20 protein-coding genes are annotated in these 22381 nt (G+C 71.1%); 1 reads left to right on the forward strand and 19 read right to left on the reverse strand.

Annotated elements, in window-relative coordinates:
- Window positions 1-3 precede the first annotated feature (3 nt).
- The 12 genes from TNCT6_RS20535 to TNCT6_RS20590 form a co-directional block, all read right to left on the reverse strand.
- Complete coding sequence (locus TNCT6_RS20535; RefSeq protein ID WP_141360821.1) at window positions 4-2553, reverse strand: serine/threonine-protein kinase; 2550 nt, start codon at window positions 2551-2553, stop codon at window positions 4-6.
- Window positions 2554-2561: 8 nt separating this feature from the next.
- Entirely contained in the window at window positions 2562-3869 is a 1308-nt protein-coding gene (locus TNCT6_RS20540) for a hypothetical protein (RefSeq protein ID WP_141360823.1), read from the reverse strand.
- An 80-nt stretch (window positions 3870-3949) separates the two neighbouring features.
- Entirely contained in the window at window positions 3950-4966 is a 1017-nt protein-coding gene (locus TNCT6_RS20545) for a glutamate ABC transporter substrate-binding protein (protein WP_141360825.1), read from the reverse strand.
- Between the two features lie 35 nt (window positions 4967-5001).
- Complete coding sequence (locus tag TNCT6_RS20550) at window positions 5002-6450, reverse strand: hypothetical protein (protein ID WP_141360827.1); 1449 nt, start codon at window positions 6448-6450, stop codon at window positions 5002-5004.
- 199 nt (window positions 6451-6649) lie between these two features.
- The gene (locus TNCT6_RS20555) at window positions 6650-7621 is read right to left on the reverse strand and encodes an N-acetylglucosamine kinase (RefSeq protein WP_141360829.1); all 972 of its coding nucleotides are present in this window, start codon (window positions 7619-7621) and stop codon (window positions 6650-6652) included.
- Window positions 7612-8877, reverse strand: a complete 1266-nt coding sequence (locus tag TNCT6_RS20560; protein ID WP_141360831.1) for a 6-phospho-beta-glucosidase — start codon at window positions 8875-8877, stop codon at window positions 7612-7614. Before TNCT6_RS20560 ends, TNCT6_RS20555 begins: the two co-directional genes overlap by 10 nt.
- A 5-nt stretch (window positions 8878-8882) precedes the next feature.
- Complete coding sequence (locus TNCT6_RS20565; protein WP_141360833.1) at window positions 8883-9776, reverse strand: carbohydrate ABC transporter permease; 894 nt, start codon at window positions 9774-9776, stop codon at window positions 8883-8885.
- Window positions 9777-9778: 2 nt separating this feature from the next.
- Window positions 9779-10720 carry a carbohydrate ABC transporter permease gene (locus TNCT6_RS20570; protein ID WP_141360835.1) on the reverse strand — a complete coding sequence of 314 codons (942 nt, stop codon included), beginning with the start codon at window positions 10718-10720 and terminating at the stop codon, window positions 9779-9781.
- Window positions 10721-10726: 6 nt separating this feature from the next.
- Window positions 10727-12064: an ABC transporter substrate-binding protein gene (locus TNCT6_RS20575; protein ID WP_141360837.1), complete on the reverse strand. Its 1338-nt coding sequence runs from the start codon at window positions 12062-12064 to the stop codon at window positions 10727-10729.
- A gap of 70 nt (window positions 12065-12134) precedes the next feature.
- Window positions 12135-13346, reverse strand: coding sequence for an ROK family transcriptional regulator (locus TNCT6_RS20580; protein WP_141360839.1), 1212 nt, complete (start codon window positions 13344-13346; stop codon window positions 12135-12137).
- Between the two features lie 166 nt (window positions 13347-13512).
- Window positions 13513-14103, reverse strand: a complete 591-nt coding sequence (locus TNCT6_RS20585; protein ID WP_253266173.1) for a Uma2 family endonuclease — start codon at window positions 14101-14103, stop codon at window positions 13513-13515.
- A 248-nt stretch (window positions 14104-14351) separates the two neighbouring features.
- Window positions 14352-15467 (reverse strand): mechanosensitive ion channel family protein, encoded by a 1116-nt coding sequence (locus TNCT6_RS20590; protein ID WP_141360843.1) that lies wholly within the window; start codon window positions 15465-15467, stop codon window positions 14352-14354.
- Between the two features lie 312 nt (window positions 15468-15779).
- On the opposite strand from TNCT6_RS20590, the gene TNCT6_RS20595 reads away from it, so the two are divergent.
- Window positions 15780-16316, forward strand: a complete 537-nt coding sequence (locus tag TNCT6_RS20595) for an HNH endonuclease (protein ID WP_141360845.1) — start codon at window positions 15780-15782, stop codon at window positions 16314-16316.
- A 182-nt stretch (window positions 16317-16498) separates the two neighbouring features.
- Here the strand turns inward: TNCT6_RS20595 and TNCT6_RS20600 are convergent, their stop codons facing one another.
- From TNCT6_RS20600 to TNCT6_RS20630, 7 genes are all read right to left on the reverse strand, one after another.
- Complete coding sequence (locus TNCT6_RS20600) at window positions 16499-17125, reverse strand: hypothetical protein (protein ID WP_141360847.1); 627 nt, start codon at window positions 17123-17125, stop codon at window positions 16499-16501.
- Window positions 17119-18351 carry a hypothetical protein gene (locus tag TNCT6_RS20605; RefSeq protein ID WP_253266174.1) on the reverse strand — a complete coding sequence of 411 codons (1233 nt, stop codon included), beginning with the start codon at window positions 18349-18351 and terminating at the stop codon, window positions 17119-17121. The genes TNCT6_RS20600 and TNCT6_RS20605 overlap by 7 nt, the downstream gene beginning before the upstream one ends.
- Complete coding sequence (locus TNCT6_RS20610; protein WP_141360849.1) at window positions 18348-19112, reverse strand: ABC transporter ATP-binding protein; 765 nt, start codon at window positions 19110-19112, stop codon at window positions 18348-18350. Before TNCT6_RS20610 ends, TNCT6_RS20605 begins: the two co-directional genes overlap by 4 nt.
- A 67-nt stretch (window positions 19113-19179) precedes the next feature.
- A complete protein-coding gene (locus TNCT6_RS20615; RefSeq protein ID WP_141360851.1) occupies window positions 19180-19476 on the reverse strand; it encodes a hypothetical protein in 297 nt (98 codons plus the stop codon).
- 307 nt (window positions 19477-19783) lie between these two features.
- Complete coding sequence (locus tag TNCT6_RS20620) at window positions 19784-21133, reverse strand: FtsX-like permease family protein (protein WP_141360853.1); 1350 nt, start codon at window positions 21131-21133, stop codon at window positions 19784-19786.
- Window positions 21130-21819 (reverse strand): ABC transporter ATP-binding protein, encoded by a 690-nt coding sequence (locus TNCT6_RS20625; protein WP_141360855.1) that lies wholly within the window; start codon window positions 21817-21819, stop codon window positions 21130-21132. The genes TNCT6_RS20620 and TNCT6_RS20625 overlap by 4 nt, the downstream gene beginning before the upstream one ends.
- Window positions 21816-22358: a PadR family transcriptional regulator gene (locus TNCT6_RS20630; protein WP_141360857.1), complete on the reverse strand. Its 543-nt coding sequence runs from the start codon at window positions 22356-22358 to the stop codon at window positions 21816-21818. Before TNCT6_RS20630 ends, TNCT6_RS20625 begins: the two co-directional genes overlap by 4 nt.
- Window positions 22359-22381: the final 23 nt, after the last annotated feature.

Raw genomic sequence — 22381 nt, forward strand, 5'->3', positions numbered from 1 at the left:
CAACTACACCCACGTCCGGGGGCGGTAACGGTTGGCACGTTCCACCAGGTCGATCCTCTCCTCGCCACCGGGCGCCAGCCGGGCCAGCGTGCGGTACGAACGCTCCAGGCCGAAGCGGAGTCCCCGCTCGTCCAGATCGCTCCCGAGCAGCACCCGCCGGGCGGCCGGGTCGGTGGCCCGGCCCCCGGAGAGTACCCAGTCCAGGGCGCAGCCGAGGACTTCCGCCGACAACAGCTCGCGCCGCGCCGGGTCCAGACCGTAGGCCTGAAGTGCCTCGACCTGCCCGGAGGCGGCCGTCAGATCGTCCAGGAACGGCGTGTCGGACGCCGCCGCCGTACGGTGCCTCAGCCGTGCCCGTACGGCCGCCACGCGCGCCGCCGTGTAGTGGATCGAGGACTCCGGAACGGACTCCAGGGTCCGTACCGCGCCGGGCCGTTCGCCGGTGGCGAGCTGCACGCGGGCCAGCCCGAACGCGGCGCTGACCTGGCTCGGGTCGGTCGACCACACCAGGCGGTAGTACTCGGCGGCGTTGTCGAGCTGGCCGAGCACCTCGGCGCACAGACCGAGCGCCAGCTTCGGCGCGACCTCACCGGGGAAGGCGTCGTAGACCGCGTCGAAGGCGAGGGCCGCCTCCTCGTGGTCGCCGGTGACCAGGGAGGCCACGCCCCGGTACCAGACGACCCGCCAGTCGTCCGGGTTCCGCTGCTCCAGTTGGCGCAGGACCTCCAGCGCGGTGGCCGGTTCGCCGGTCTCCAGCCGGGCCCTGACCTGGCGCAGCCGGGTCTCGGCCGACTGCGTGGGCGCCGCCGCGAGCGCGTGCGCCAGTTCCCCGGGCGCGGACGTCAACAGGCCTGCCAGAAAACCCGCGTTCGGGTCACTCGGGTCGACGTGGGGGACCGGCAGGGCGAGCGCGGCGGCGGGCGTGTCGACGGGCTTGACGAGCGCCGGGAGAGCCGGGAGAGCCGGGAGAGCCGGGGCGTTCGGCGTGTCCGGGACGCCGTGGCCGTGCGCGGTACCGGCCGCGAGGGCCGGGGCCGATCCGCGCGAGCGTGTCGCCCGCGCTCCCAGCCGGGACACGTCCCCGTCCAGCCTCGGGAACAACTCCGTGTCCGTCACCCGCAGTTCCGGGCCGAACAGCGTCGAAAGAGCCGGCCGGGCCCGGCCGGTCTGGAGGGACACGACCTCCCGCAGCACGCCCGTGAGCTGCTCCGCCATCTCCTGCGCCGAGGCGAACCGGCGGGCCGGGTCGGGGTCGGTGGCACGGACCAGCAGGCGGTAGAAGGACTCGTACTGGCGGAAGACCTCGATGTTGTCGGGGTCGGGCAGGGAGTCCGCGAAGACGTTCGTGTAGCCCTGGAAGTCGAAGGTGAGGACGGCGAGCGTACGGCCCACCGTGTACAGGTCGCTGGCCACCGACGGGCCGACCTCGGCGACCTCGGGCGCCTGGTAGCCGACCGTGCCGTAGATGGCCGACTCGTCGTCGTCCATACGGCGCACCGCGCCCATGTCGATCAGCTTGAGCTGGTCCTCGGTCTGGATCGCGTTGTCGACCTTGAAGTCGCAGTACAGCAGGTTGCGGCTGTGCAGATGACCGAGCGCCTCCAGCGCCTCGATCCCGTACGCGCAGGCCTGCTCCACCGGCAGCGGGTCGCGTCTGCTCTCCGGGGTGCGACGGGAGTTGGCGATCTCCTTCAGCGACTTGCCGCCGACGTACTCCATCACGATGTAGCCGTCGAGGGAGCCGGTCCGCTGGTCGAGGTGCTCGACGAAGTTGTAGATCCGCACGATGTTGGCGTGCTCGATCTCCGCCAGGAACCGCCGCTCGGAGATCGCCGCCGCCATCGCGTCCTGGTCGCCGGTGTCCAGCAGGCCCTTGAGGACCACCCAGCGGTCGGACACGGCCCGGTCCACGGCGAGGTAGATCCAGCCCAGGCCGCCGTGCGCCAGACAGCCCACGACCTCGTACTGGCCGTGGACGATGTCCCCGGCCCTCAGCTTGGGCACGAAGGAGTACGGGTGCCCGCACTTGGTGCAGAAGCCCTCCGTACGGCCCGGGCGGTCCCCCCGCGCGCGCCCGACCGGCGCACCGCAGTCCGAGCGCGAGCAGAACCGCTTGCGCTCCGGCACCTCGGGGTTCTCCAGCACCATCGAACGCGGGTCCGGCCGCGGCACCTGCGGCACCTGCACCAGACCCGCGCCCAGCCGGCCGCGGCCGGAGGAGCCCGTCGTGGAGCCGGAGCTGCGCACCGACACCGACCGGCCGGTCGCCTTGCCCGACAGCGAGCGCGAGAGCCGTCCCGACACCGAGCGGCGCGATTTCGACGACTGCGACGACGTACGGGAACTGCGGGCGCTGGAGGCCGAGCCGCCGCTGCCCACCGAACCCCGCGAGTCCCCGCCGCCGGTGACGCCGGTGGGCGGCGAGCCCACCATGCCGGTCGCCGAGACGACCGGCGCGAGACCGCACGTGTCGCAGTACAGCTCGCCGCCGCCGACGTCCTCGTACGACCCGCCGCAGCCCGGCCGCTGACAGGTCTGCCCCGCCTGACTCATGACTCCCCCTACCGTCCCTCGGGCCCGCCCTGCTCCGGCACCCGCGAGCCGCCGAGCGACTCGGCCGCCGCCTGCTGGTAGCGCAGCACGGCCTGTTCGGCCACCCGCAGGTCGCAGGGCGCGCTCCACAGCATGCGGCGCGCCGCGTCGTACCGCTCGACCAGCAGCGGGTCCTCCGCCAGGCCGTGCCGGGCGACCTTCGCCTTGTACGCGTCCAGCCGCCCGCGCAGCTCGGCACGGACCGCCAGCGGCGCGGTGACCGCCGTCAACGACTCGCGGGCGCGCTGAAGTTCGTCCTCCGCCTTCTGCTCCAGCGACTCCAGCAGCGGCGACAGCCGGTGCCACCGGGCCTGCCTGCGGTACTCGGCGGCCGTCGCCAGCTGCTCCTGAAGGGCGGTCGGCGGACCGCTGACCACCGGTACCTCCGTGGCGGCGATCTTCGCCAGCACCTCACCGCGCGCGGTGCGCGCCTCGGCGAGCGTGCGGTCCGCGCGCGAGAGCACGTCCCGCAGCCTGATCAGCCGCTGCTCGGCATCCTGCCGGACCCCGAGCACGGCGTCGATCTCCCGGCGCACCTCGTCCAGCGCCCGCGCCTCCCGGTCGTACACCGTGGTGTCCGGCCGTCCGCCGCCCGGCGCCGAACTGCCCTGCGCGGGCACCCAGAAGGCGAGCGGATCGGAGATCACCTCCGCGCGCAGCCTCGTCAGCGTGCGCGTGACGCGCTCCAGGTCGTCGCCCGCCGGATGCTCGCCGGGGCGGACGCCGACCGAGTGCGCGAGCCGGCGGGTGCGCTGGAGCTCCGCGGCCAGCAGATCGATCCGCGCGGGCAGCGCCGACCACACCGCGTCGGCGGCGACCACCATGTCCAGACCGGTCGCGTACAGCTCGTTCATCCGGTCCACCAGCGTGGCCAGGGAGAAGCTCTGGCTGAGCCGGCCCGGACCGGGCAGGGCGGGCGCGCCCGCGGCGGCCGCGCCGGGGACGGTGACGGACTCGCCGCGCAGCAGCCCGGTCAGCTCCACCAGGTCCTCGCGGCTGGACCAGCGGCGGCGGGCGCGGATCTCACGGGCGGTGCGCAGCGCGCCGCTGTAGGCGTCGAAGTACGCCCACAGCAGCGTGATCGACGCCTCGGTGGCCGCCCAGCGCTCCTCGGTGACGCCGGTCAGCTCGGCGCCTTCCAGGAGTCTGCGGCCCGCGTGGTCCTGAAGGGCGAGCAGCGAGGTCTCGATGGCCTCGTGCTCCGCGCCGAGCCGCGCCAGCGCACGGTCCACCTCGTCCCGGTCCATGACGGGCCCGGCGGGGTCCGTGACGCCCATCGATCACCTCTCGCTGCTGCGTGTCGCCTGTGCACTGCCGGTTCTGCTGCTCCGTCGGTGCCGCGCCGGCCGGCGACCGGTCACCGGTAGCTCGGCGTCGGCGCGGTGGCCGACGGTGAGTCCTTACCCAGCGTGGCGGACAGCCACGTCCCGTACGACGCCTTCCAGCCTCCGTCCTTGCGGTAGTTCTCCAGTGTCCGGTTGACCCGGCGGACCAGATCGTCGGCACCGAGCTTCATGGCCACACCGTAGAACTCCTTGGTGAAGGAGGCGCCCTTCAAGGCCACCGTGGGGTCCTGCGCGGCCTGGCTTGCGGCGAGCGCGCCGTCCGTCACCACCGCGTCCACCTCGCCGAGTTGGAGCCGCACCAGGCAGTCCAGCTGGTTGGGGACGGTGGTGGTGATGTCGGTGGACGCGGGGAGCCTGCCGTCCCTGGTGTCGGCGGACAGGTGGTCGTAGGCCGTGGAGCCGGTCGCCGAGCAGATCCTCTTCCCGGCGAGGGAGCCGTCGTAGCCGGTGATGCCGGAGGTCTTGGGGGCCAGGACCTGCTGGCCGGTCAGGAAGTAGGGGGCGGAGAACGCCACCTGCTTCAGCCGGTCGCAGGTGATGGTCATGGTGCGCACCACCATGTCCACCCGGCCGCTGCGGATCGCGGGTATCCGCTCGTTGGTGGGGATGGCCTTGAACTGGACCTTGTTCGCGTCGCCGAGGATGTCCTCGGCGATGCGGTGCACGAGGTCGATGTCGAAGCCCTCCAGCGCGCCGGAGGCGTTGTTCGGGTTGCGGTAGCCCCAGCGGTAGCTGTTCTGGTCGACGCCGACCGACAGATAGCCGCGCGACCGGATGGCGCTCAGCGTGGGGCCGCCGGCGCCGGACGGGGACGGGCTCAGGTTCTGCGCCTGGCTGTCCTGGCAGTTGTCCGCCTTGGACTGCGTGCCCTGAGCGGCTCGCGAGCCGCTTGTGGCGGGGCCGCCGGCGCCCTGCGGCTGGGTGCGGGGCAGCAGCAGGACGAAGGCCAGTGCCAGGGCGCAGACGGCCGCCATCGCGCCGACACCGCCCCAGCCCTTCAGGCCGGCCCGCAGACGTCGTGCTCGCATCGCCACGCCCCCTTTCACCGCTGCCACGCTCCCTTTCACCGGTACTCCGAAAGCCTGCGCCCGATGCCCAGCACCGCGCCGGCCGCGCCGAACACCGCGAGCACCGCGGAGCCGACCGGCAGGCCCGTCATCGCGGCCCGGCCGTCCTCCGCGGCCTGCCGGAACCGGCCCGTCTCATGGGTGAGCGCCGACGCGAGGGAGGCGTCGACGTTGTCGAAGCACTCACCCGTCGACTCCGTCCGGTCCTTGGCGGTGGTGCCGATGACCCGGTCGCGTGCCTTCTGGTAGTCGCCGGAGTCGTTGGCCTGGCGGGCCAGTTCGTGTCGTTGCTTCCACACCTTCATCGACTCGTTCGCCGTGTCCACCGGCTTTCTGCCCCCCGGGTCCTCGGCGAGGGCGCCGGCCCGGGACAGCGTCCGGGCGAGGGTGCCGAGTTCCTGGTCGTACGCCCAGTCGTAGGCGTCCATGACCGTGCCGTCCTTCAGCGTCTTGGTCTCCGCGCCGCGGCTGACGAGGGTCAGGTTCTCGTCGCTGCGTGCCTTGAGGGAGGCGATACGGGCGTCGTGCAGCACGTTCAGCGAGCGCACGCCGTGCGTGTAGGAGCCGTTGAGTCCCGCGCGCGCGACGCTGTGGCCGATCACCAGCCACAGCAGGACGACGGTGGTGGCGGCGGTCGCGGCGACCAGGCCGTGGTTCAGCACCCGGTTCGTGCGCCGGTAGTTGCGCCGCTGGGCCCAGGCGAGGGCGGCCAGGGCGACGACGCCGAGGGCGATCGCGGCCCACGGGTACGGTGTCGCGTCCCCGTAGTCGGAGCGGAGCCGCTGGTTCTCCTTCTGGTACAGGTCCTCGGCCGCCGGGAGCATCTCGTCCTGCATGGTCTCGTTGGCGGCGCGCAGGTACGCGCCGCCCACCGGGAAGCCCTGGCGGTTGTTGGCGCGGGCGGACTCGACCAGGCCCTTGTAGCGCGGCAGGAGCTCGTTGAGCTTGGTGATGGTGGTCGCGGAGGGGCTGCCGGGGGCGGAGTTGGCGGCGGCGGTGACCAGCTTGGCGGCGGCCGTGCGGACATCGGACTCGTAGCGCTCGCGGGTGGCCGTCGTCTCCTGGAGACCGGCCAGGTAGCCGCTGGTCGCCATGGTGTTGGCGTCGGCGAGCGAGCGGTAGATGTCCGCCGCGTCGGAGCTGAGCGGCTGGCTGCGGTGCAGGACGTCGTCGGCGGCCGAGGAGCGGTCGGTGGCCTGGAGGGCGGTGACGGCGCCGAAGGCCAGGACGAGAAGGGCGATGACGGCGCCGATGACGCGGAGGCGGCCGGGCTCCGTGGTGGCGGCGGCGCGCAGGCGTTCGGCGCCCTCCGCGAAGGCGGTGCGGCGCGGGGGCGCGGGGGGCCGCGCGGCGGGAGCGGGGACCGCGGGCTGCGGCGGAACCGCCGGCAGGGTGGGCAGGCCCGGCCCCGGCGGTGCCGAACTGCTCGTCGGCGGTTGTGTCACTGCTGACCTCCCCCGTGGTCATCCGTCGCCGCAAGTATCGCTGCCGGGACCGGCATCCGCACCGGCCTTCACCGGAACTCGGCCGGGCCGCAGTGCGCCCGCCCCGTACCACCCCTTGCCCATGAATACGCCGGGGGAACCAGTTCGGTTCCCCCGGCCGCGCTCGCGGGATGCCCACCGTCGGGATGCCCACCGTCTCTCACTGTTCGAAGTGGGCCCGCACCCTTTCCCGGGCCGCCGCCGGCGCTCCCACGTGGTCCAGGCCCAGGAGGGCCGCGCCCAGGACCGGACGGGCCGTGACGACCCGCGGGACCGCTTTGGGGGCGCGGGCGGCGAGGAGGTCGCGTACGGCGTCGTCGAGCCGGGGGTGGCGGGCGGCGAGGACACTGCCGCCGAGGAGGACCGGTGTCTCCTCGTCGAGCAGACCGAGGCGGGTCAGGGCGACCGTGGCCATGGCCACCACCTCCTCGGCCTGGCGGTCGACGATCGTGCGGGCGATCGGATCGCCCTGGTCGGCCGTGGTGAACAGGACCGGGGCCAGTTCGTGGCGGCGGTTGTGGTCGACGTGCCGCAGGTGCAGCGCCTCGATGAGGGCGTACACGGAGGCCAGCCCGAAGTGGGCGGGGAGGGTGCGGGACAGGGCGGTGGGCGCGCCGCGGCCGTCCTCCGCGCGGGCCGCGTACCACAGGGCCTCCTCCGCCAGGCCCCAGCCGCCGCCCCAGTCGCCGGAGACGCGGCCGAGCGCGGGGAAGCGCGCGGTGCGGCCGTCCGGGAGCATGCCGACGCAGTTGATGCCGGCGCCGCAGACGACCGCGACCCCGCGCGGTTCGGCCACGCCCGCGCGCAGGATCGCGAACGTGTCGTTGCGGACCTCCACCGTCGTGCCCCACGCGCGCGCGTGCAGGGCGGACGCCAACTGCTCCTCCTCCACCGGGAGATCGGCGTTGGCCAGGCATGCCGAGACATGGCCGGCGGCGGTGACGCCGGCCTGCGCGTACGCCCGCCGGACCGTTTCCTCCAGGGCGTCCACCGCGGTCCCGACACCCACGGCCGGCGGCCGGAACCCGCCGCCGCGGGCCGTGGCGAGGACGTGCCCGTCGGCCGCCACCACCGCCACGTCGGTCTTGCTGTTGCCCGCGTCGATGGCGAGGACGCTTGCGGTCAGGCCCACGCGAGGTACTCCCGGTTGTGCGCGACGAGTTGGTCGGTGAGGGCCTCGGCGTAGGCGTACTGGCCGATCAGGGGGTGCGCGAGGAGGGCGCGGAAGACCCGGTCCCGGCCGCCGCGCAGGGCCGCCTCCAGCGCCAGGTCCTCGTACGCCGTCACGTCCGCCATCAGGCCCGCGTACAGCGGGTCCATGTCGGAGACGGGGAGGGGGACCGGGCCCTTGGAACCCACCGCCGCCTGCACCTCGATCACGGCGTCGTCCGGGAGGAAGGGCAGGGTGCCCTTGTTGTACGTGTTCACCACCTGGTACGGGTTGCCCCCTCCGCCCAGCAGGGCCGCCGCCAGGTCCACGGCCGCCTCCGAGTAGTAGGCGCCGCCCCGCCCGGCCAGCAGGGCAGGCTTCTCCACCAGGGCCGGGTCGCCGTACATCGCCAGCAGCTCCCGCTCCATCGCCGCCACTTCGGCCGCCCGGGACGGCTTGGTGCGCAGCTCCTCCACGACCTCGTCGTGCGCGTAGTAGTAGCGCAGGTAGTAGGAGGGCACCACGCCCAGGCGGTCCAGGAGCGGGCGGGGCAGGCGCAGGCCGCCGGCGATCGACTCGCCGTGCTCGGCCAGGAGCGCGGGCAGTACGTCCTCGCCCTCCGGGCCGCCCAGACGCACCCCCGTCTCCCAGGTGAGGTGGTTCAGGCCCACGTGGTCCAGGTGGACGTCGGCGGGCGCGACGCCGAGCATCTGCGCGAACTTGCGCTGGAAGCCGATCGCCACGTTGCACAGGCCGACCGCCCGGTGACCGGCCTGGAGCAGGGCGCGGGTGACGATGCCGACCGGGTTGGTGAAGTCGATGATCCAGGCGTTCGGGTTCGTGCGGCGGACGCGGTCGGCGATGTCCAGGACCACCGGGACCGTGCGCAGCGCCTTGGCCAGACCGCCCGCGCCGGTGGTCTCCTGACCCACGCAGCCGCACTCCAGGGGCCATGTCTCGTCCTGCTGCCGGGCCGCCTGGCCGCCGACGCGCAGCTGGAGCAGTACCGCGTCGGCGCCGTCCACGGCCGCGTCCAGGTCGGAGGTGGTGACGACACGGCCGGGGTGGCCCTGGTGGGCGAAGATGCGGCGGGCCAGTCCGCCCACCAGCTCCAGCCGGTCCGTCGCCGGGTCCACGAGCACGAGTTCCTCGACGGGCAGGGTGTCCCTCAGACGTGCGAAACCGTCGACGAGTTCGGGGGTGTAGGTCGAGCCGCCGCCGACCACGGTGAGTTTCATGCTGTTCAACCCTTCACTCCGGTGAGTGTGACGCCCTCGACGAACGCCTTCTGGGCGAAGAAGAACACGAGGATCACTGGGGCCATGACCAGAACGGTCGCGGCCATGGTGAGGTTCCAGTCGGTGTGGTGGGCGCCCTTGAAGGACTCCAGTCCGTAGGACAGGGTCCAGGCGCCCGGGTTCTCCGAGGCGTAGATCTGCGGGCCGAAGTAGTCGTTCCAGGCGTAGAAGAACTGGAAGAGGGCGACGGCCGCGAGACCGGGTCTGGCCATGGGGACGACGACCTTCAGCAGGGTGCGCAGCTCGCCGCAGCCGTCGACCCTCGCCGCGTCCAGGTACTCGTTCGGAATGGTCGTCAGGAACTGCCGCAGCAGGAAGACGGAGAACGCGTCGCCGAACGCCATCGGGATGATCAGCGGCCACAGCGTGCCGGACAGGTCCAGCTGCTTGGCCCAGAACAGGTACATCGGGATGATGATCACCTGCGGGGGCAGCATCATCATCGAGATCACCAGCATGAGCGACAGGTTGCGGCCCCGGAAGCGGAACTTCGCCAGCGCGTACGCCACGGGCAGCGAGGACGCGACCGTCAGGACCGTGCCGAGACCGGCGTAGACCAGCGTGTTCCGCCACCAGGTCAGGAAGCCCGGGGTGTCGAGGACCCTCTTGTAGTTGCCCCACTCCCAGGTGTGCGGGACCAGGTCGCGGCTGAGGGCCTGGCTGTCGCTCATCAGCGAGGTCAGCAGGACGAACACGAAGGGCAGGACGAAGAACAGCGCGGCCGCCACGCCCAGCGAGTGGACCGCGATCCACTCCAGCACCGCCCTGCGGCGGGCCGTGCGCTCGGCGGGGGAGGGCCGTGTCTTCGACCCCACCGGCTTGTCGAGCACTTGGGCCATCGTCAGTCACCTGCCTGGATGAGACCGCCCCGGCGCCGCATCAGGAACGCGGTGAACACCATCGACAGGGCGAACAGCACCAGCGCCACCACGCAGGCCGAGCCGTAGTCGAAGCGCTGGAAGCCGAGGTTGTACACGAGCTGGGGGAGGGTGAGGGTGGACTTGTCCGGGTAGCCGGGCTCGAACTGGGTGCCCGCGCCCTGGATCACGCCCGAGGCGACCTTTCCGGCGATCAGCGGCTGGGTGTAGTACTGCATCGTCTGGATCACGCCCGTGACCACCGCGAACATCACGATCGGCGAGATGTTCGGCAGCGTGACGTACCGGAAGCGCTGCCAGGGCGAGGCGCCGTCCAGCTCCGCGGCCTCGTACTGCTCCGTGGGTACGTCGAGCAGCGCGGCCATGAAGATGACCATCAGGTCGCCCACGCCCCACAGGGCGAGCATCGTCAGGGCCGGTTTGGACCAGGCGGGGTCGTTGAACCAGCCGGGCGCGGAGATCCCGACCCGCTCCAGCAGGGAGTTGACCGGGCCCGTGCCGGGGTTGAGGAGGAAGGCGAAGGCCATGGTCGCCGCCACCGGCGGGGCCAGGTAGGGCAGGTAGAACAGGGTACGGAAGACTCCCGTGCCCGTCCTGATCCTGGTGATCAGCAGGCCCACGCCGAGTCCGAAGACCACGCGCAGGCTCACCATCACCAGTACCAGCCACAGGGTGTTGCGCAGGGCCGGCCAGAACAGCGGGTAGTTCTGGAAGACGTACGTCCAGTTCCCGGTGCCGCGCCAGGTCGGCGGCTGGAAGCCGTCGTAGCGCACGAACGAGAAGTAGACGGTGGAGATCAGCGGATACGCGAAGAAGACCGCGAAGCCGATCAGCCACGGCGACATGAAGGCGAGGGTCTTCAGCGCCGAACGGCGGCGCTTGGACGCCAGGGTGACGGTGGTCATGCGCGCCTACTTTGCCTGCGCGATGTCCGTGTCGATCTGCTGGGCCGCCTTGCGCAGGCCGGCCTTGAGATCCTTCGCCCGGCCGCTCTCGTAGTCGTAGCCGAACTGCTGGATCGTCACCAGGTACTGGCCGCCGTTGACGGAGGCGGGCGTCGTGGTCGACTGCGGGTCGGCGGCGATGTCCAGGAAGGTCTTGAAGCGCGGGTCGTGCTTCAGCTTCGGGGACTTCAGCGCGGCCAGTGTGGAGGGCACGTTGTGGATGTCGTTGGCGAAGCCGACCACCGCGTCGGTGTCCGTGGTCATGTACTTCACCAGTTCCCAGGCCGCGTTCTGCTTCTTGCTGGTGGCGGCGATGCCGGCGATGGTGCCGGTGATGTAGCCCTTGCCGTACTGGTCGGCCTGGTCGTCAGGGACGGGCAGCGGGGCGACGCCTATCTCGAACTTCGGCTTGGCCTCCTCGGCCATGCCCAGCCGCCACTCGCCGTCGAGCTGCATGGCCACCTGGCCGGTGTGGAAGGGGTGCTTGGGGCCCCACTCGTCGCCGAGGGTGGCGCGGTACTTCTCCAGCTTCCGGTAGCCGCCGAGTTCGTCCACGAGCCGCTTCTGAAGGGTGAAGCCCTTCTCGAACGCGGGGTCCTTCGCCAGGTTCGACGTGCCGCTGGAGTCGAAGTACGTCGGGGAGAACTGCGCGAAGTAGTGCTCGGTCGTCGATTCCCAGCCGTGGTAGTTCGGCATGAAGCCGAGCTGCCGGTAGCCGTCGCCCTGGGGGATCGTCAGCTTCTTGGCGTCGGCCTCGAACTCGGACCAGGTCCTCGGGGGGTTCTCGATGCCCGCGGCGGCGAAGGCGTCCTTGTTGTAGTAGAGGCCGTAGGCGTCGCCCAGCAGCGGCACCGTGCAGCGCTTGCCGTCGAACTGTGTGTACTCGTTCATCGCCTTCGGGAAGGTCTTCTCCGGGTCTGTGCCCGTCTTCTGGAAGAACGGGGTGAGATCGACCAGCGCGCCCGAGGAGCAGAACTTGCCGACGTTGTTGGTGGTGAAGGAGGAGATCACGTCGGGCGCCTTGTCGCCGCCGGTGCGCAGCGCCTGGTTGATCTTGTCGTCGGTCATGTTGCCGACGACGTCGACACGGATGTTGGGGTGCGCCTTCCGGAAGCCGTCGATCAGCGACGTGACGGCTTTCACCTCGCTCGGATCGCTCCAGGCGTGCCAGAAGTTGATGGTGGTGTCCTTCGACGCGTCGTCGTTCGCGCCGGCGTCGGGCTGACCGGTACAGGCGGTGGCGAGCAGCGCCATGGCGGCGGAGGCAGCGAGGGCGAGGGCCGCTTTCCTGGACACTTCGGGCATGGCTGGATCTCCCTGGGACGGGCGGGCGGTGAGGGAAGGGGCGGGGCGGGTACGGCAGCCGGTACGTCGGTCAGCGCGAGGTGTCGAAGACCTCGTCGCGGGTTTTCGCGAGCGCGCTCTCCAACGCGCCGCGCAGCACGGGGTGTTCACGGACGTCGCCGACCACCAGGCGGGGCCGGGAGGCGGCCAGTTCCTCCAGTTCGGCCTGGACCAGGGCACGCAGCACCTCGCCGCCGGCGGTGAGCGAGGCGCCGCTGAGGACGACGAGTTCGGGGTCGAGGACGGAGACGAGGGAGGCGAGACCGGTCGCGAGCCGGGTCGCGTACGTCGTCAGGAGCATGCGGTGGGGGCCGGTGGCGTGGTCGGCGGCGCGGGCGACGAGTTCGGCGGCGGCCTCGGCGGAGGATCCCGTGGGCAGGTCCTCGATGCCCAGCTCGCGGGCCATCTTCGGCAGCGCCTGCGAGCCGGCCAGTTCCTGGTAGCCGCCGCTGTTGGCCCTGGTGACCTGGCGGACCAGCGGGGTGCCCGGCACCGGCAGGAAGCCGACCTCGCCGGCACCGCCGGTCCAGCCGCGGTGCAGCCGGCCGCCGAGCACCAGGGCGGCGCCCAGGCCCTCCTGGTTCCACAGCAGCACGAAGTCCTGGTGGCCGCGGGCCGCGCCGAGCCGCTGCTCGGCCATGGCCACGAGGTTGACGTCGTTCTCGTACTCCACCGCCATCGGCAGGGCGGCGGCGAGTTCGTCGAGCAGGGTGGGGGAGTGCCAGCCGGGCAGATGGGAGGCGTAACGCAGGCGGCCGGTGTTGGGGTCGAAGGCGCCGGGGGTGCCGATGACCAGCCGGTGCACGTCGCCGCGGGCCAGCCCCGCCGCCTTCACCGCGCCGTCGAGGGCGTCGGTGACCTGTCGTACGACGGGCTGGGACGGGCGCCGGCCGGGGGTCGGCAGCTCGTACTCGCCGACGGTGCGGCCGGTGATGTCGGCGACGGCGGCGCGGATGCGGAGGGGAGTGACGTCCAGCCCGGCGGCGTGGGCGGCGGCCGGGTTGACCGCGTACAGCTGGGCGTTGGGGCCCGGGCGTCCCTCGCTGGTCCCCGTGGCGAGAACCAGCCCGGCGGCCTCCAGGCGGGCCAGGAGCTGGGAGACGGTCGGCTTGGACAGGCCGGTCAGCTTGCCGATCCTGGTGCGCGACAGCGGCCCGTGCTCCAGCAGGAGGTCCAGGGCGGCGCGGTCGTTCATGGCGCGCAGGACCCGCGGGGTGCCCGGCGTGCCGGTGGCTCCTGACATAGTCGGCACCTGCCTCCCCCTGGACATCACTGTTAGGAAAGTTTCCTATTCGGGTGGGAGGAAGGTATGCCCGGGGCGAAGCGAACGTCAAGAGAAAAGCGGCCCCGGCAGCGGAGCAGTTGCCCGCGGGGCGGCGAGGGGTGTGTGCGGCGGGAGCCCGGTCCGGTCAGTCCTTGACGAACGGCGCCGTGTCCAGCGTGGGGTACGGCGCCGGGAGGGGGAGCGGATCGCCGAGGTCGACCTTGGCCTCGCCGTCGTAGTACGCCTTGGTGGGGTCCTCGTCGGGGAGCACGGGGGTGGTGTAGCAGTGGGCGGCCCGGGTCTCGCGGTTGACCAGGACGTAGACGGAGACGCCCGCGGCGGCGTAGGTGCGGAGCTTGGGGCCGGTGTCCGTCCAGTGGTTGCTCGACGTCACCTCGCCGACGAGGGCGATCATGTCGACGGGGTACCAGCCCTTGTGGGTCTTGCGGTAGGACTCGTCGAGTTCGGAGGCCTTGCGTCGCCGGACGTAGAAGTCCGGAATGAGCAGGGCCATGGTGCCGCCGTCCTTGTTGGCGGCGCGATAACCGTTGCCCATGCCCGCCAGTTCGAACCCGGCGTTGAAGAACTGGACCGCGAGCTTGAAGGCGCCGTCGTTGTGATGGTCGTTCGGCTGTGGAGGCACGATGACCGTCCCCTCGATGTACTCCGGCCGAATCGGCATCGGCGACGCCTTTTCGATCGCGTTCAACAGGTCGATGGGGTCCACCTGCGTCATCACCGGCTCCATGATCGGTTCGGCGCTCCGCTCATCGCTGGTCTCCTTGTCGCGCTGGTGTCAGGCTACGCCCGCGCCGGGTGCCCCGGCAGAACGATGGAGCGCGCGGGGCGCGTCGTGCGGCGGAATCCGCACCCCTTCACTCGAACGAGTGTGCTGAAGCGTTCCGTCCCCCCTTTCGTGCACGCGAGAGGCGGCGCCCGGGGCTTTCCGGGCGCCGCCTCTTTCGCCGTGAGGGTGCGGTGGTTCTACTTCGACAGCGACGGCGGCGGGATCGGCGAGGCCGCCAGGGACTGCGGGGAGGTGGTGCTGGCGAACGCCGAGGGGGCCGACATGCCCGCCGTCGGGTCGGCTGCCGGGGCCTCTTCCGCCGGGGCCGTCGCGTCGCCCACGATCCTGATGCCGGCCACGTCGAAGGCGCGCTTGACACGCCAGCGCAGCTCCCGCTCGACGGTCACCGACTTGCCCGGCATGGTCTTGGCGGTGACGCGGACGACCATGGAGTCGATCAGCACGCTGTCCAGGCCGAGCACCTCGATCGGGCTCCACAGGAGCTCGTTCCATGGCTCCTCCTTGCTCATCCGCTCGGCGACCTCGTCGAGGGTGGCCTTCACCTTGTCCAGGTCCTCGTCCGTCCTGACGGTGACGTCGACACCGGCCGTGGCCCAGCCCTGGGAGAGGTTGCCGATGCGCTTGATCTCGCCGTTGCGGACGTACCAGATCTCGCCGTTCGCCCCGCGCAGCTTGGTCACGCGCAGTCCGACCTCGATCACCTCGCCGGCGGCGACGCCCGCGTCGATCGAGTCGCCGACGCCGTACTGGTCCTCCAGGATCATGAAGACGCCGGAGAGGAAGTCGGTGACCAGGTTGCGGGCGCCGAAACCGATCGCCACACCGGCCACACCGGCCGAGGCCAGCAGGGGGGCCAGGTTGATCTCGAAGGTGGACAGCACCATCAGCGCCGCCGTGCCCATGATCAGGAAGCTCGTCACCGAGCGCAGCACCGAGCCGATCGCCTGCGAGCGCTGCCGGCGGCGCTCGGCGTTGACCAGCAGCCCGCCCAGCGCGGTGCCGTCCACCGCCTGGGCGGTACGGGCCATGCGGTCTATGACCTTGGTGATCGCCCGCCGGACCACCCCTCTCAGCACCGCCGCGATCACCAGGATCAGCAGGATCTTCAGGCCGATGGCGAGCCACGTGGACCAGTTCTGCTCGACCCAGCTGGCGGCGTTCGTCGCGGTCTCGTGGGCGTCCTGGAACGTCGGGACCGTCAGAGCCGGCGACTCGGAGGGCGACGGCGACGGCGACGGACCGGCAGCCGGCAGGGCGGCGGGCAAGGACACGGCAGGTACCTCCAGGTGCATCTGCCCTCCGGCACGGGGTCAATATCGACTGGGTCACGAAGAGATCACCGGACGGGCAGAACCACCACACTAACGGGGCAGGGTGTGTGGGTTCCCGTGAAGTTCGGGGAAGGGCGCATGGGGACACGGTGACCACCGGCCTCTGAACAGGCTGTGTGAAGGGGCCGTGGCCCGGGGGATGAATGAGATGTGGTCGAAAACACTCCCAGCCCGTTACCGGGACATGGTGGCGCGTTCACCAGGCATGAGGGGAAACTGACTGCAGGCAGCCCCGGCGCGAGCCACGCGCCGCCGGCGTACAAGGAGGCATCCGTGCCGCATGTCCTGGTCCTCAACGCGTCGTACGAGCCGCTCGGCGTCGTACCGCTCCGCCGCGCGCTCGTCCTCGTCCTCGAGAACAAGGCAGTCTGCCTCGAGGAGTCCGGCGCCTATCTGCACAGCGCAACCGTTACCGTCCCCGCACCCAGCGTGGTCCGGCTCAAGCGTTTCGTGCGGGTTCCCTACCGGGGGCCCGTTCCTCTGACCCGCAGGGCGCTGTTCGCGCGCGACGGGGGCCGGTGCATGTACTGCGGTGGCATCGCCACCAGCGTCGACCACGTCATCCCGCGCTCGCGCGGGGGCAAACACGTCTGGGACAACGTGGTGGCCTCCTGCCGCCGCTGCAACCATGTCAAGGCCGACCGCCACCTGGTCGAGCTCGGCTGGCGCCTGCGCCACAAGCCGGCCCCGCCCACAGGCCTGGCCTGGCGCATCATCGGCACCGGGCATAGGGACCCGCGCTGGCTGCCCTACCTGCAGCCGTACGGCGCGGACGACGCCCTGGCCCGGATCGACGGCATCTCCGCCTGACGATTCCGGGCCTTCGCATTGCCGACGGGTGCGACGCCCGGCCCGCGTCCTGTTCGGGTACGCGGGCCGGGCGTCACACCCGGCCCCAGCCGAACCAGCTCGCGCGGGAGGAGCAGGACGTCACCGGTCCGTCCGATGGTGAAAATCGGCCCCTCGCCCGATGTGCCCCGGGTCTGGTGGACTCACCTTCTGCGGTCGGCCGAGAAAAGAACAAGGAGCATCCCCAGCGTCAACAGCCCCACCGCCACCGCCCACGATGTTCCATTCCCGGTGCCGGCACGCGGCCATTCCCACCACTGTGCATGAGCGCCCTCAAGGTCCGGGGTTCCCAAGAGGAAGGCCGGGATGGTCTGGCCGAGGGGCAGAAGCCAGGAGAGCCTGAAGCCCAGCAATGCGGCGGAGATGCCCGCCAGGCCCGTAAAGCCCAAGGTATTCCTGAAAGCCAAGGGCAGTGCGTCCGGTTCGCCGGAGAGGAGCAGGGCGACGCAGGACAGGAAAACCGCGGTCCCCAGTGCCGCAGCCAGGTGCCAAGCGAGCACATGGCTGCGGGGGCGGGCCGACGCCCCGGAGAAGTCAGCCATTCCGTCGATGGCCGAGATGAGCACGCCGATGCCCAGGAGTAACGGCATGAACGCGGCGCCGGATGCCGGAATGGGCTTACCACCGCTCACGTTCGGGAAGAGGACAGCATGTCCTCCCCACCAGGTGAGTGCCACGGTACAGACCACCATGAACGCCAAGGACCGCGCGCTGTGATGCGACCGCAGGTGGGAGCGCAGCGGTGAGAATGCGCGATCGCCGGTCAGCATGACGCCCGCATCTCACGTGCCCACCGCTTCGCCTGGGTCACTTGATCGGCGTTGGGCAGGGTGAGGGCCCGGCGAACCTCCGACTGCCATCCCGTGTCTCCCGAGTACACGTAGTCGGGCAGCTTGCTGGAGCCCGTGACACGTGCCTCCATCCACGCCTCCAGCCGGAGTCCCGCGTACATCCTTCGTTCGGCCTTTTCCTCAGGCTCCTCTTCGCACCAGGTTTTGTGCGGGGACGTCAGTTCCAGAAGCATGGTGTGCAGAAGGTCCCTTTGACCGTGGTCGAGCGTGAAGCCACCCAAGCCGTTTCGCTCCAGGCCTTGCTCCGTATAGCGTTCCGGGGCGGGCAGAACGCCCTGAGCAGCCGCGATGACCTTCTGTGCAGCGTCGACGGCTCCGTCAAGTCGTTTCGCGTGCTCGGGCCACACGCACACGGTGCTTCCGCCGCCCGGGGCGCAGACCGGCGTTTCGGGCCGGCGGTTCTCCAGGAGGGAGCTGTCGTTGCCCGGCATGGCGGCCATGCAGACCAGCGTGGCAACGGAGAAGAAGCCGCCGGCGGTTGCCGCGCCCTTCAGGCGCGTGTCCCTGCTCATCAGCGCGTTGACGGTGCACATGGCCGCGACGGCGAACACGGTGACCACGAGTCGCCATGCCATGTGCGTGGCCGACAGGCGCACGTCGATGGCGTGGTAGAAGACCACATCGGTGAGTGGAGAGGACTGCGATCCGAAGACCAGGCTGAAGAGGAGAAACCCTCCGACTGCGGCAATCGCACCGGTGAAGCGGCTGGGCAGCACGCGGCCGATGAAGTGTCCGAGCGCCAGGGCGAACACCACTCCGGAGACCCCGAAAAGAACGTACTCGGGCCACGGCCCGCCTGGCGCCCCTGCCGTGGCGGCCCAGGCGGACACGGTACAGAGGAGATAGACCGCGCCGAGCCATACGGTGTCGGCGGCCAGCCGGCTCAGTTCCACCTGATAGGGAGGGCGCGCGGCAAGAATCGTTTCCGAGCCGCTGCGGCGGAACTGGGAGGACCTGTGGGCCGCGATGCCGACCGCGGCCACCATCAGGGGAATGGCGGCGCGGGTCGCCGCGGCGGAGGTCTCCGGCCAGGAGCCCCTCCACTCGCCTCCCACGAGGAAGACCATGGCGGCGGAGGCGATGAGCAGAGGAAGTACCGTCCAGCGGACGGGAGTCCGACGAAGTTCGACCAGGAATCCGCTCATGACGCATCAGTCACGTGTGAAGCCGACCTGCTCAAGGCCGAGGCATAACCCTGTTCCAGGGGTGTGTCCCCAGGAGAACCGGGAGTGGCCAACTTCTCCAGTTCGGTCGGTGTGCCGACGAACCGAAGGGTGCCCTCATGCAGAACACCTATGCGCGCACAGGTGTGAGCGACGTCTTCAACCAGGTGTGTGCTGAGCAGGACACAGCTGGCCTCTGCCAGATCCCGGATCAGTTCCCTGAACCTGACCCTCTGATGCGGATCGAGACCTGTGGTCGGCTCGTCAAGAATCACCAGTCCGGGGCGTCCTGCAATCGCCTGGGCGATCCCTGCGCGACGCAGCATGCCTCCGGACAGCCTCCGCAGCGGGGTGTTGGCCTGCTCGCCGAGCTCCACCCGCTCGATTGCTTCCGCGGCCACTACCGGAATGCGGCTCCGGGGAACCTCACGCAGCCAAGCACAGTGCCTCACGAAATCGACGACTGTGAAGTCTGCGGGGTAGGCAAAGCTCTGGGGAAGGAACCCGATCTCACGCCGCGCTGCTCGGAGCTCCTTCGCCGTGGTGATCTCTTTCCCGAACACCCGGACGCTCCCTGACGTGGGCCTGCTCACCGTGGCCAGACTCCGCAGGAGCGTGCTCTTGCCCGCGCCGTTGGGTCCCAGAAGCCCGAAGGCTCCCGCGTCGAGTTCAAGGTCGAGTCCACGAACGACCGGTTTACGCTTGTATCCCTGGTGGAGGGAATTTACTTCTAGCAGCGGCATGTGTGATCCTATGGGACAGCGCTGGGGCGTACTTTCACTACGCCCCAGCGCGTTCGTTCACGCAGCGTCAGAGGAGCTCGACGACGACCTTCTCGATGCTGAAGGTGCAGTCCGGCACGTAGACCCGGACGGTGCCGCTCTTCTGGTCGACGCGCTGTGAGTACTTGTCCGACTCGAAGTTGCAGACGGCCTTGGCGCGCCACACGCCGGAGCCGGTGCACTCGGCCCAGCCGCCGGTGTTGCCCGCACTGGTCTTGCAGGACAGGGCCTGAGCGCCGGCCTCGGCGGCCGAAGCGGACGTTGCCCCGAACAGCAGGGCAGCGCCCGCGAGTGCGGCGCCTATGGTTGCAGCTCTCTTGCGCATGAAGAATTCCTCCCCTAGGCATGCAAAAATCCCTTAAAGGGATTAGACGTCGAGGTGCTCCCGACGCCCAGATGAACATATCCTGCATGCGGGGATTCAGGGCGCCATTCGTAGATCTTGGCTAAAACCACCCCCCTGATCGTCGCGATTTTGCGTCGAATCGCCAGTAAATTGGCCACGAAGTCCCGCGGTAAAGGTAAGTATTCAGCCTGCGAGCTCGAGAAGCTCGGCCCAGGGCTTTGTCGGCGTAGCCGCGTGAGGTCCGGTTGTTCCGGTCCCGGGGTCCAGGGTCCCCGGGACCGGAGGATCACGCGTACCGCAGCTCCGCCGGGCGGACCGAGCGGTGGAGCAGGGACAGGGACGCGGCCGTGGCCAGCAGGCAGGTGGCGTACACGCCGGCGGGGACCAGGAGTGACGTGTAGGGCACGGTCCCGGTGGTGAAGGCTCCGTAGCAGATGCCGATCGCCAGGCCGCCGATGCCCGCCACGAGTACGGCCGGGGCCAGGGGCAGGGCGGTTTCCAGCAGGAGGGCCCGGGCGAGCACCCGGATGGGTACTCCGGCGGCCACCTGCGCGGCCAGGGCCCGGCGCCGGGTGGCGACGGACTCGGCGGTACCGACGGCGAGCGCCGTGAGGACGATCGCGAGGGCGAGGGCGATGGCTGCGGCCGTGAGGTTCAGCCCCGTCGTGTAGAAGGAGGCGTCCTCGGCGAAACCGTGCGTGTCGTCCGCGGTCCCCAGCCCCGCGAGCAGCGCCTGCCGCACCCCCATGAACCCGGTCCCGACCACCGTCACCAGCAGCACCGCCGCATGGGTGCGGGCCGCCGCCCACGGGTCGTCCCGCAGCCGTTCCGCCGCGATCAGCACCGCCGGGGAGCCGGTCCGGGCCGCGAGCAGCCGGCCGGTCAGCCGGGACAGGGCGCCCGTGAGCCACACCGCGCCCGCGCCGACGGCCAGGACCGCCGCCATGACGATGACCGGGCCCCTCGACGAATGCCGGGAGCCGGCGGTCGTACCGGCCACCGCCCCCAGCGCCACCACGCCCACGACCAGCAGTCCGCCCACGAACAGCAGCGCCGGGCCACGCCCCGAGCGCGTAGGGCTCCGCCGCACCCACCCCAGTGGTGAGGCCACCACGCGGCGCAGCGCCAGCACCCCGGCCGCCATGCCCAGCGCCGGTACCACGACCGCCACCAGCGTCATCCCGGCCCAGGCCGACGCGGTCGGCCGCTCCCACACGGCCACCAGCGCCGCCGCCGCCCCGGCCGTGGCGAGCGTCGAGCCCAGCAGACAGGCGAGCCCGGTCTCCAGCGCGGCGATCCGCCGCACCCGGCCCGGCTCCGCGCCCGCCAGCCGCAGCACGGCCGTCCGCCGGTCGCGGTGGACCGCGCCGATCCGGGCGCACTGCCCGAGGAAGCCGAGGACGGGCACCAGCAGGAGCAGCAGGGAGACGATCACTCCGGAGCGCTCGCCGGGCTGGTCGAGCAGGCCGTTGCCGAAGGACAGGCGGTACTGCCCGCGTACCGTGGCCAGGACGGCGGCCGCCAGGCCCAGCCCCGTCGCGCACATCGCGCCCACCGCCGTCAGCGCGATCCGCCACCACTCCCGCCGGTCCGAACCCCGCACGAGCAGCCAGGCCAGCCGCAGATCGGTCCTCACGCGAGCACCCCCGACGCGACCGTCACGCCGTCCTGCAACCGCACCTCGCGGTCGGCGTACGCCGCCATCTGGGCGTCGTGCGTGATCAGCAGCACCGCCGTGCCCGCCTCCCGGGCGGCTCCCACCAGGGCCGTCATCACCTGTTCGCTCGCCAGCGAATCCAGTGCCCCCGTCGGCTCGTCCGCGAACACCACCTTCGGGGCGGTCACCAACGCCCGTGCCAGCGCCACGCGCTGCGCCTGTCCTCCGCTCAACTCCCCGGGCCGCGCGGCCTCCTGCTCCCGCACGCCGAACCGCTCCAGCCATGCCCCCGCCTGCTCCTGGGCCGCCCCCCGCGCGGTCCCGGCCAGCATCAGCGGCAGCGCGACGTTGTCCACGGCGGTCAACTCGGGGATCAGCTGGCCGAACTGGAACACCACCCCGAAGTCGGTGCGGCGCAGCTCGCTCAGGCGCCGCTCCGGCAGCCCGTCGACACGTTCCTCGCGGTACGTCACCGAGCCCGCGTCCGGCCGGACGATGCCCGCCAGGCAGTGCAGCAGTGTGGACTTCCCGCTGCCGCTGGCGCCGGTCACGGCGACGATCTCGCCCTCGCGCAGCTCCAGGCACGCCCCGCGCAGCGCCGGGGTCCTGCCATGGGACTTGACGAGGTCTCGGGCCACCAGAAGCGGCACCGGAGGGTTGCTCATGCTCGGTCGACCTCCACGGTCAGAGCGGTCAAAGTGGTGAGCCGGGCCTGGGTGGTGGTCATCCAGCGCAGGTCGGCGTCGAGGTGGTTGAGGGCGTAGTCCGCCGAGAGCACCGTCGTCAGGTCGGCGCCCGGGGCGGTCTTGACCGCCGTCAGCTCCCGCATCCGCTCCATGTGCGCGTAGCGTTGCGCGAGCAGGTGGGCGGCGGGGTCGCCGCCGGTGAGGATCGCCACGACGACCTTCGCGAAGATCTCGTTCGCCACGAAGGGCGCGGGAGGCGTGACCTGCCCGGCCCAGACGGCCACGTCCCGGGAGCCCTCGGCCGTGAGGCGGTACAGCGTGCGCTCCGGGCCGCCGTCGGAGTCGGTGCCCTCCACCTGGGCCAGTCCGTCGCGGATCAGCCGCTGCAAGGTCGTGTAGACCTGCCCGTAGGCCAGCGGGCGGGCTTGCGGGAAGTGTTCGTCGTGGCGTCGCTTCAGGTCGTAGCCATGGCTCGGCCCTCCGGCGAGCAGGCCCAGCAGGATGTGGCGGGTGCTCATGTGCTCAGTATGTACTGAGTACA

This window comes from Streptomyces sp. 6-11-2 (assembly GCF_006540305.1).
Taxonomy (GTDB): domain Bacteria; phylum Actinomycetota; class Actinomycetes; order Streptomycetales; family Streptomycetaceae; genus Streptomyces.

Coding starts and splice junctions, on each gene's coding strand:
- TNCT6_RS20535 (WP_141360821.1), bottom strand. CDS start 2,553: ATGAGTCAGGCGGGGCAGACCTGTCAGCGGCCGGGCTGCGGCGGGTCG.
- TNCT6_RS20540 (WP_141360823.1), bottom strand. CDS start 3,869: ATGGGCGTCACGGACCCCGCCGGGCCCGTCATGGACCGGGACGAGGTG.
- TNCT6_RS20545 (WP_141360825.1), bottom strand. CDS start 4,966: ATGCGAGCACGACGTCTGCGGGCCGGCCTGAAGGGCTGGGGCGGTGTC.
- TNCT6_RS20560 (WP_141360831.1), bottom strand. CDS start 8,877: ATGAAACTCACCGTGGTCGGCGGCGGCTCGACCTACACCCCCGAACTC.
- TNCT6_RS20565 (WP_141360833.1), bottom strand. CDS start 9,776: ATGGCCCAAGTGCTCGACAAGCCGGTGGGGTCGAAGACACGGCCCTCC.
- TNCT6_RS20570 (WP_141360835.1), bottom strand. CDS start 10,720: ATGACCACCGTCACCCTGGCGTCCAAGCGCCGCCGTTCGGCGCTGAAG.
- TNCT6_RS20575 (WP_141360837.1), bottom strand. CDS start 12,064: ATGCCCGAAGTGTCCAGGAAAGCGGCCCTCGCCCTCGCTGCCTCCGCC.
- TNCT6_RS20580 (WP_141360839.1), bottom strand. CDS start 13,346: ATGTCAGGAGCCACCGGCACGCCGGGCACCCCGCGGGTCCTGCGCGCC.
- TNCT6_RS20585 (WP_253266173.1), bottom strand. CDS start 14,103: ATGACGCAGGTGGACCCCATCGACCTGTTGAACGCGATCGAAAAGGCG.
- TNCT6_RS20590 (WP_141360843.1), bottom strand. CDS start 15,467: ATGCACCTGGAGGTACCTGCCGTGTCCTTGCCCGCCGCCCTGCCGGCT.
- TNCT6_RS20600 (WP_141360847.1), bottom strand. CDS start 17,125: ATGCTGACCGGCGATCGCGCATTCTCACCGCTGCGCTCCCACCTGCGG.
- TNCT6_RS20605 (WP_253266174.1), bottom strand. CDS start 18,351: ATGAGCGGATTCCTGGTCGAACTTCGTCGGACTCCCGTCCGCTGGACG.
- TNCT6_RS20610 (WP_141360849.1), bottom strand. CDS start 19,112: ATGCCGCTGCTAGAAGTAAATTCCCTCCACCAGGGATACAAGCGTAAA.
- TNCT6_RS20615 (WP_141360851.1), bottom strand. CDS start 19,476: ATGCGCAAGAGAGCTGCAACCATAGGCGCCGCACTCGCGGGCGCTGCC.
- TNCT6_RS20625 (WP_141360855.1), bottom strand. CDS start 21,819: ATGAGCAACCCTCCGGTGCCGCTTCTGGTGGCCCGAGACCTCGTCAAG.
- TNCT6_RS20630 (WP_141360857.1), bottom strand. CDS start 22,358: ATGAGCACCCGCCACATCCTGCTGGGCCTGCTCGCCGGAGGGCCGAGC.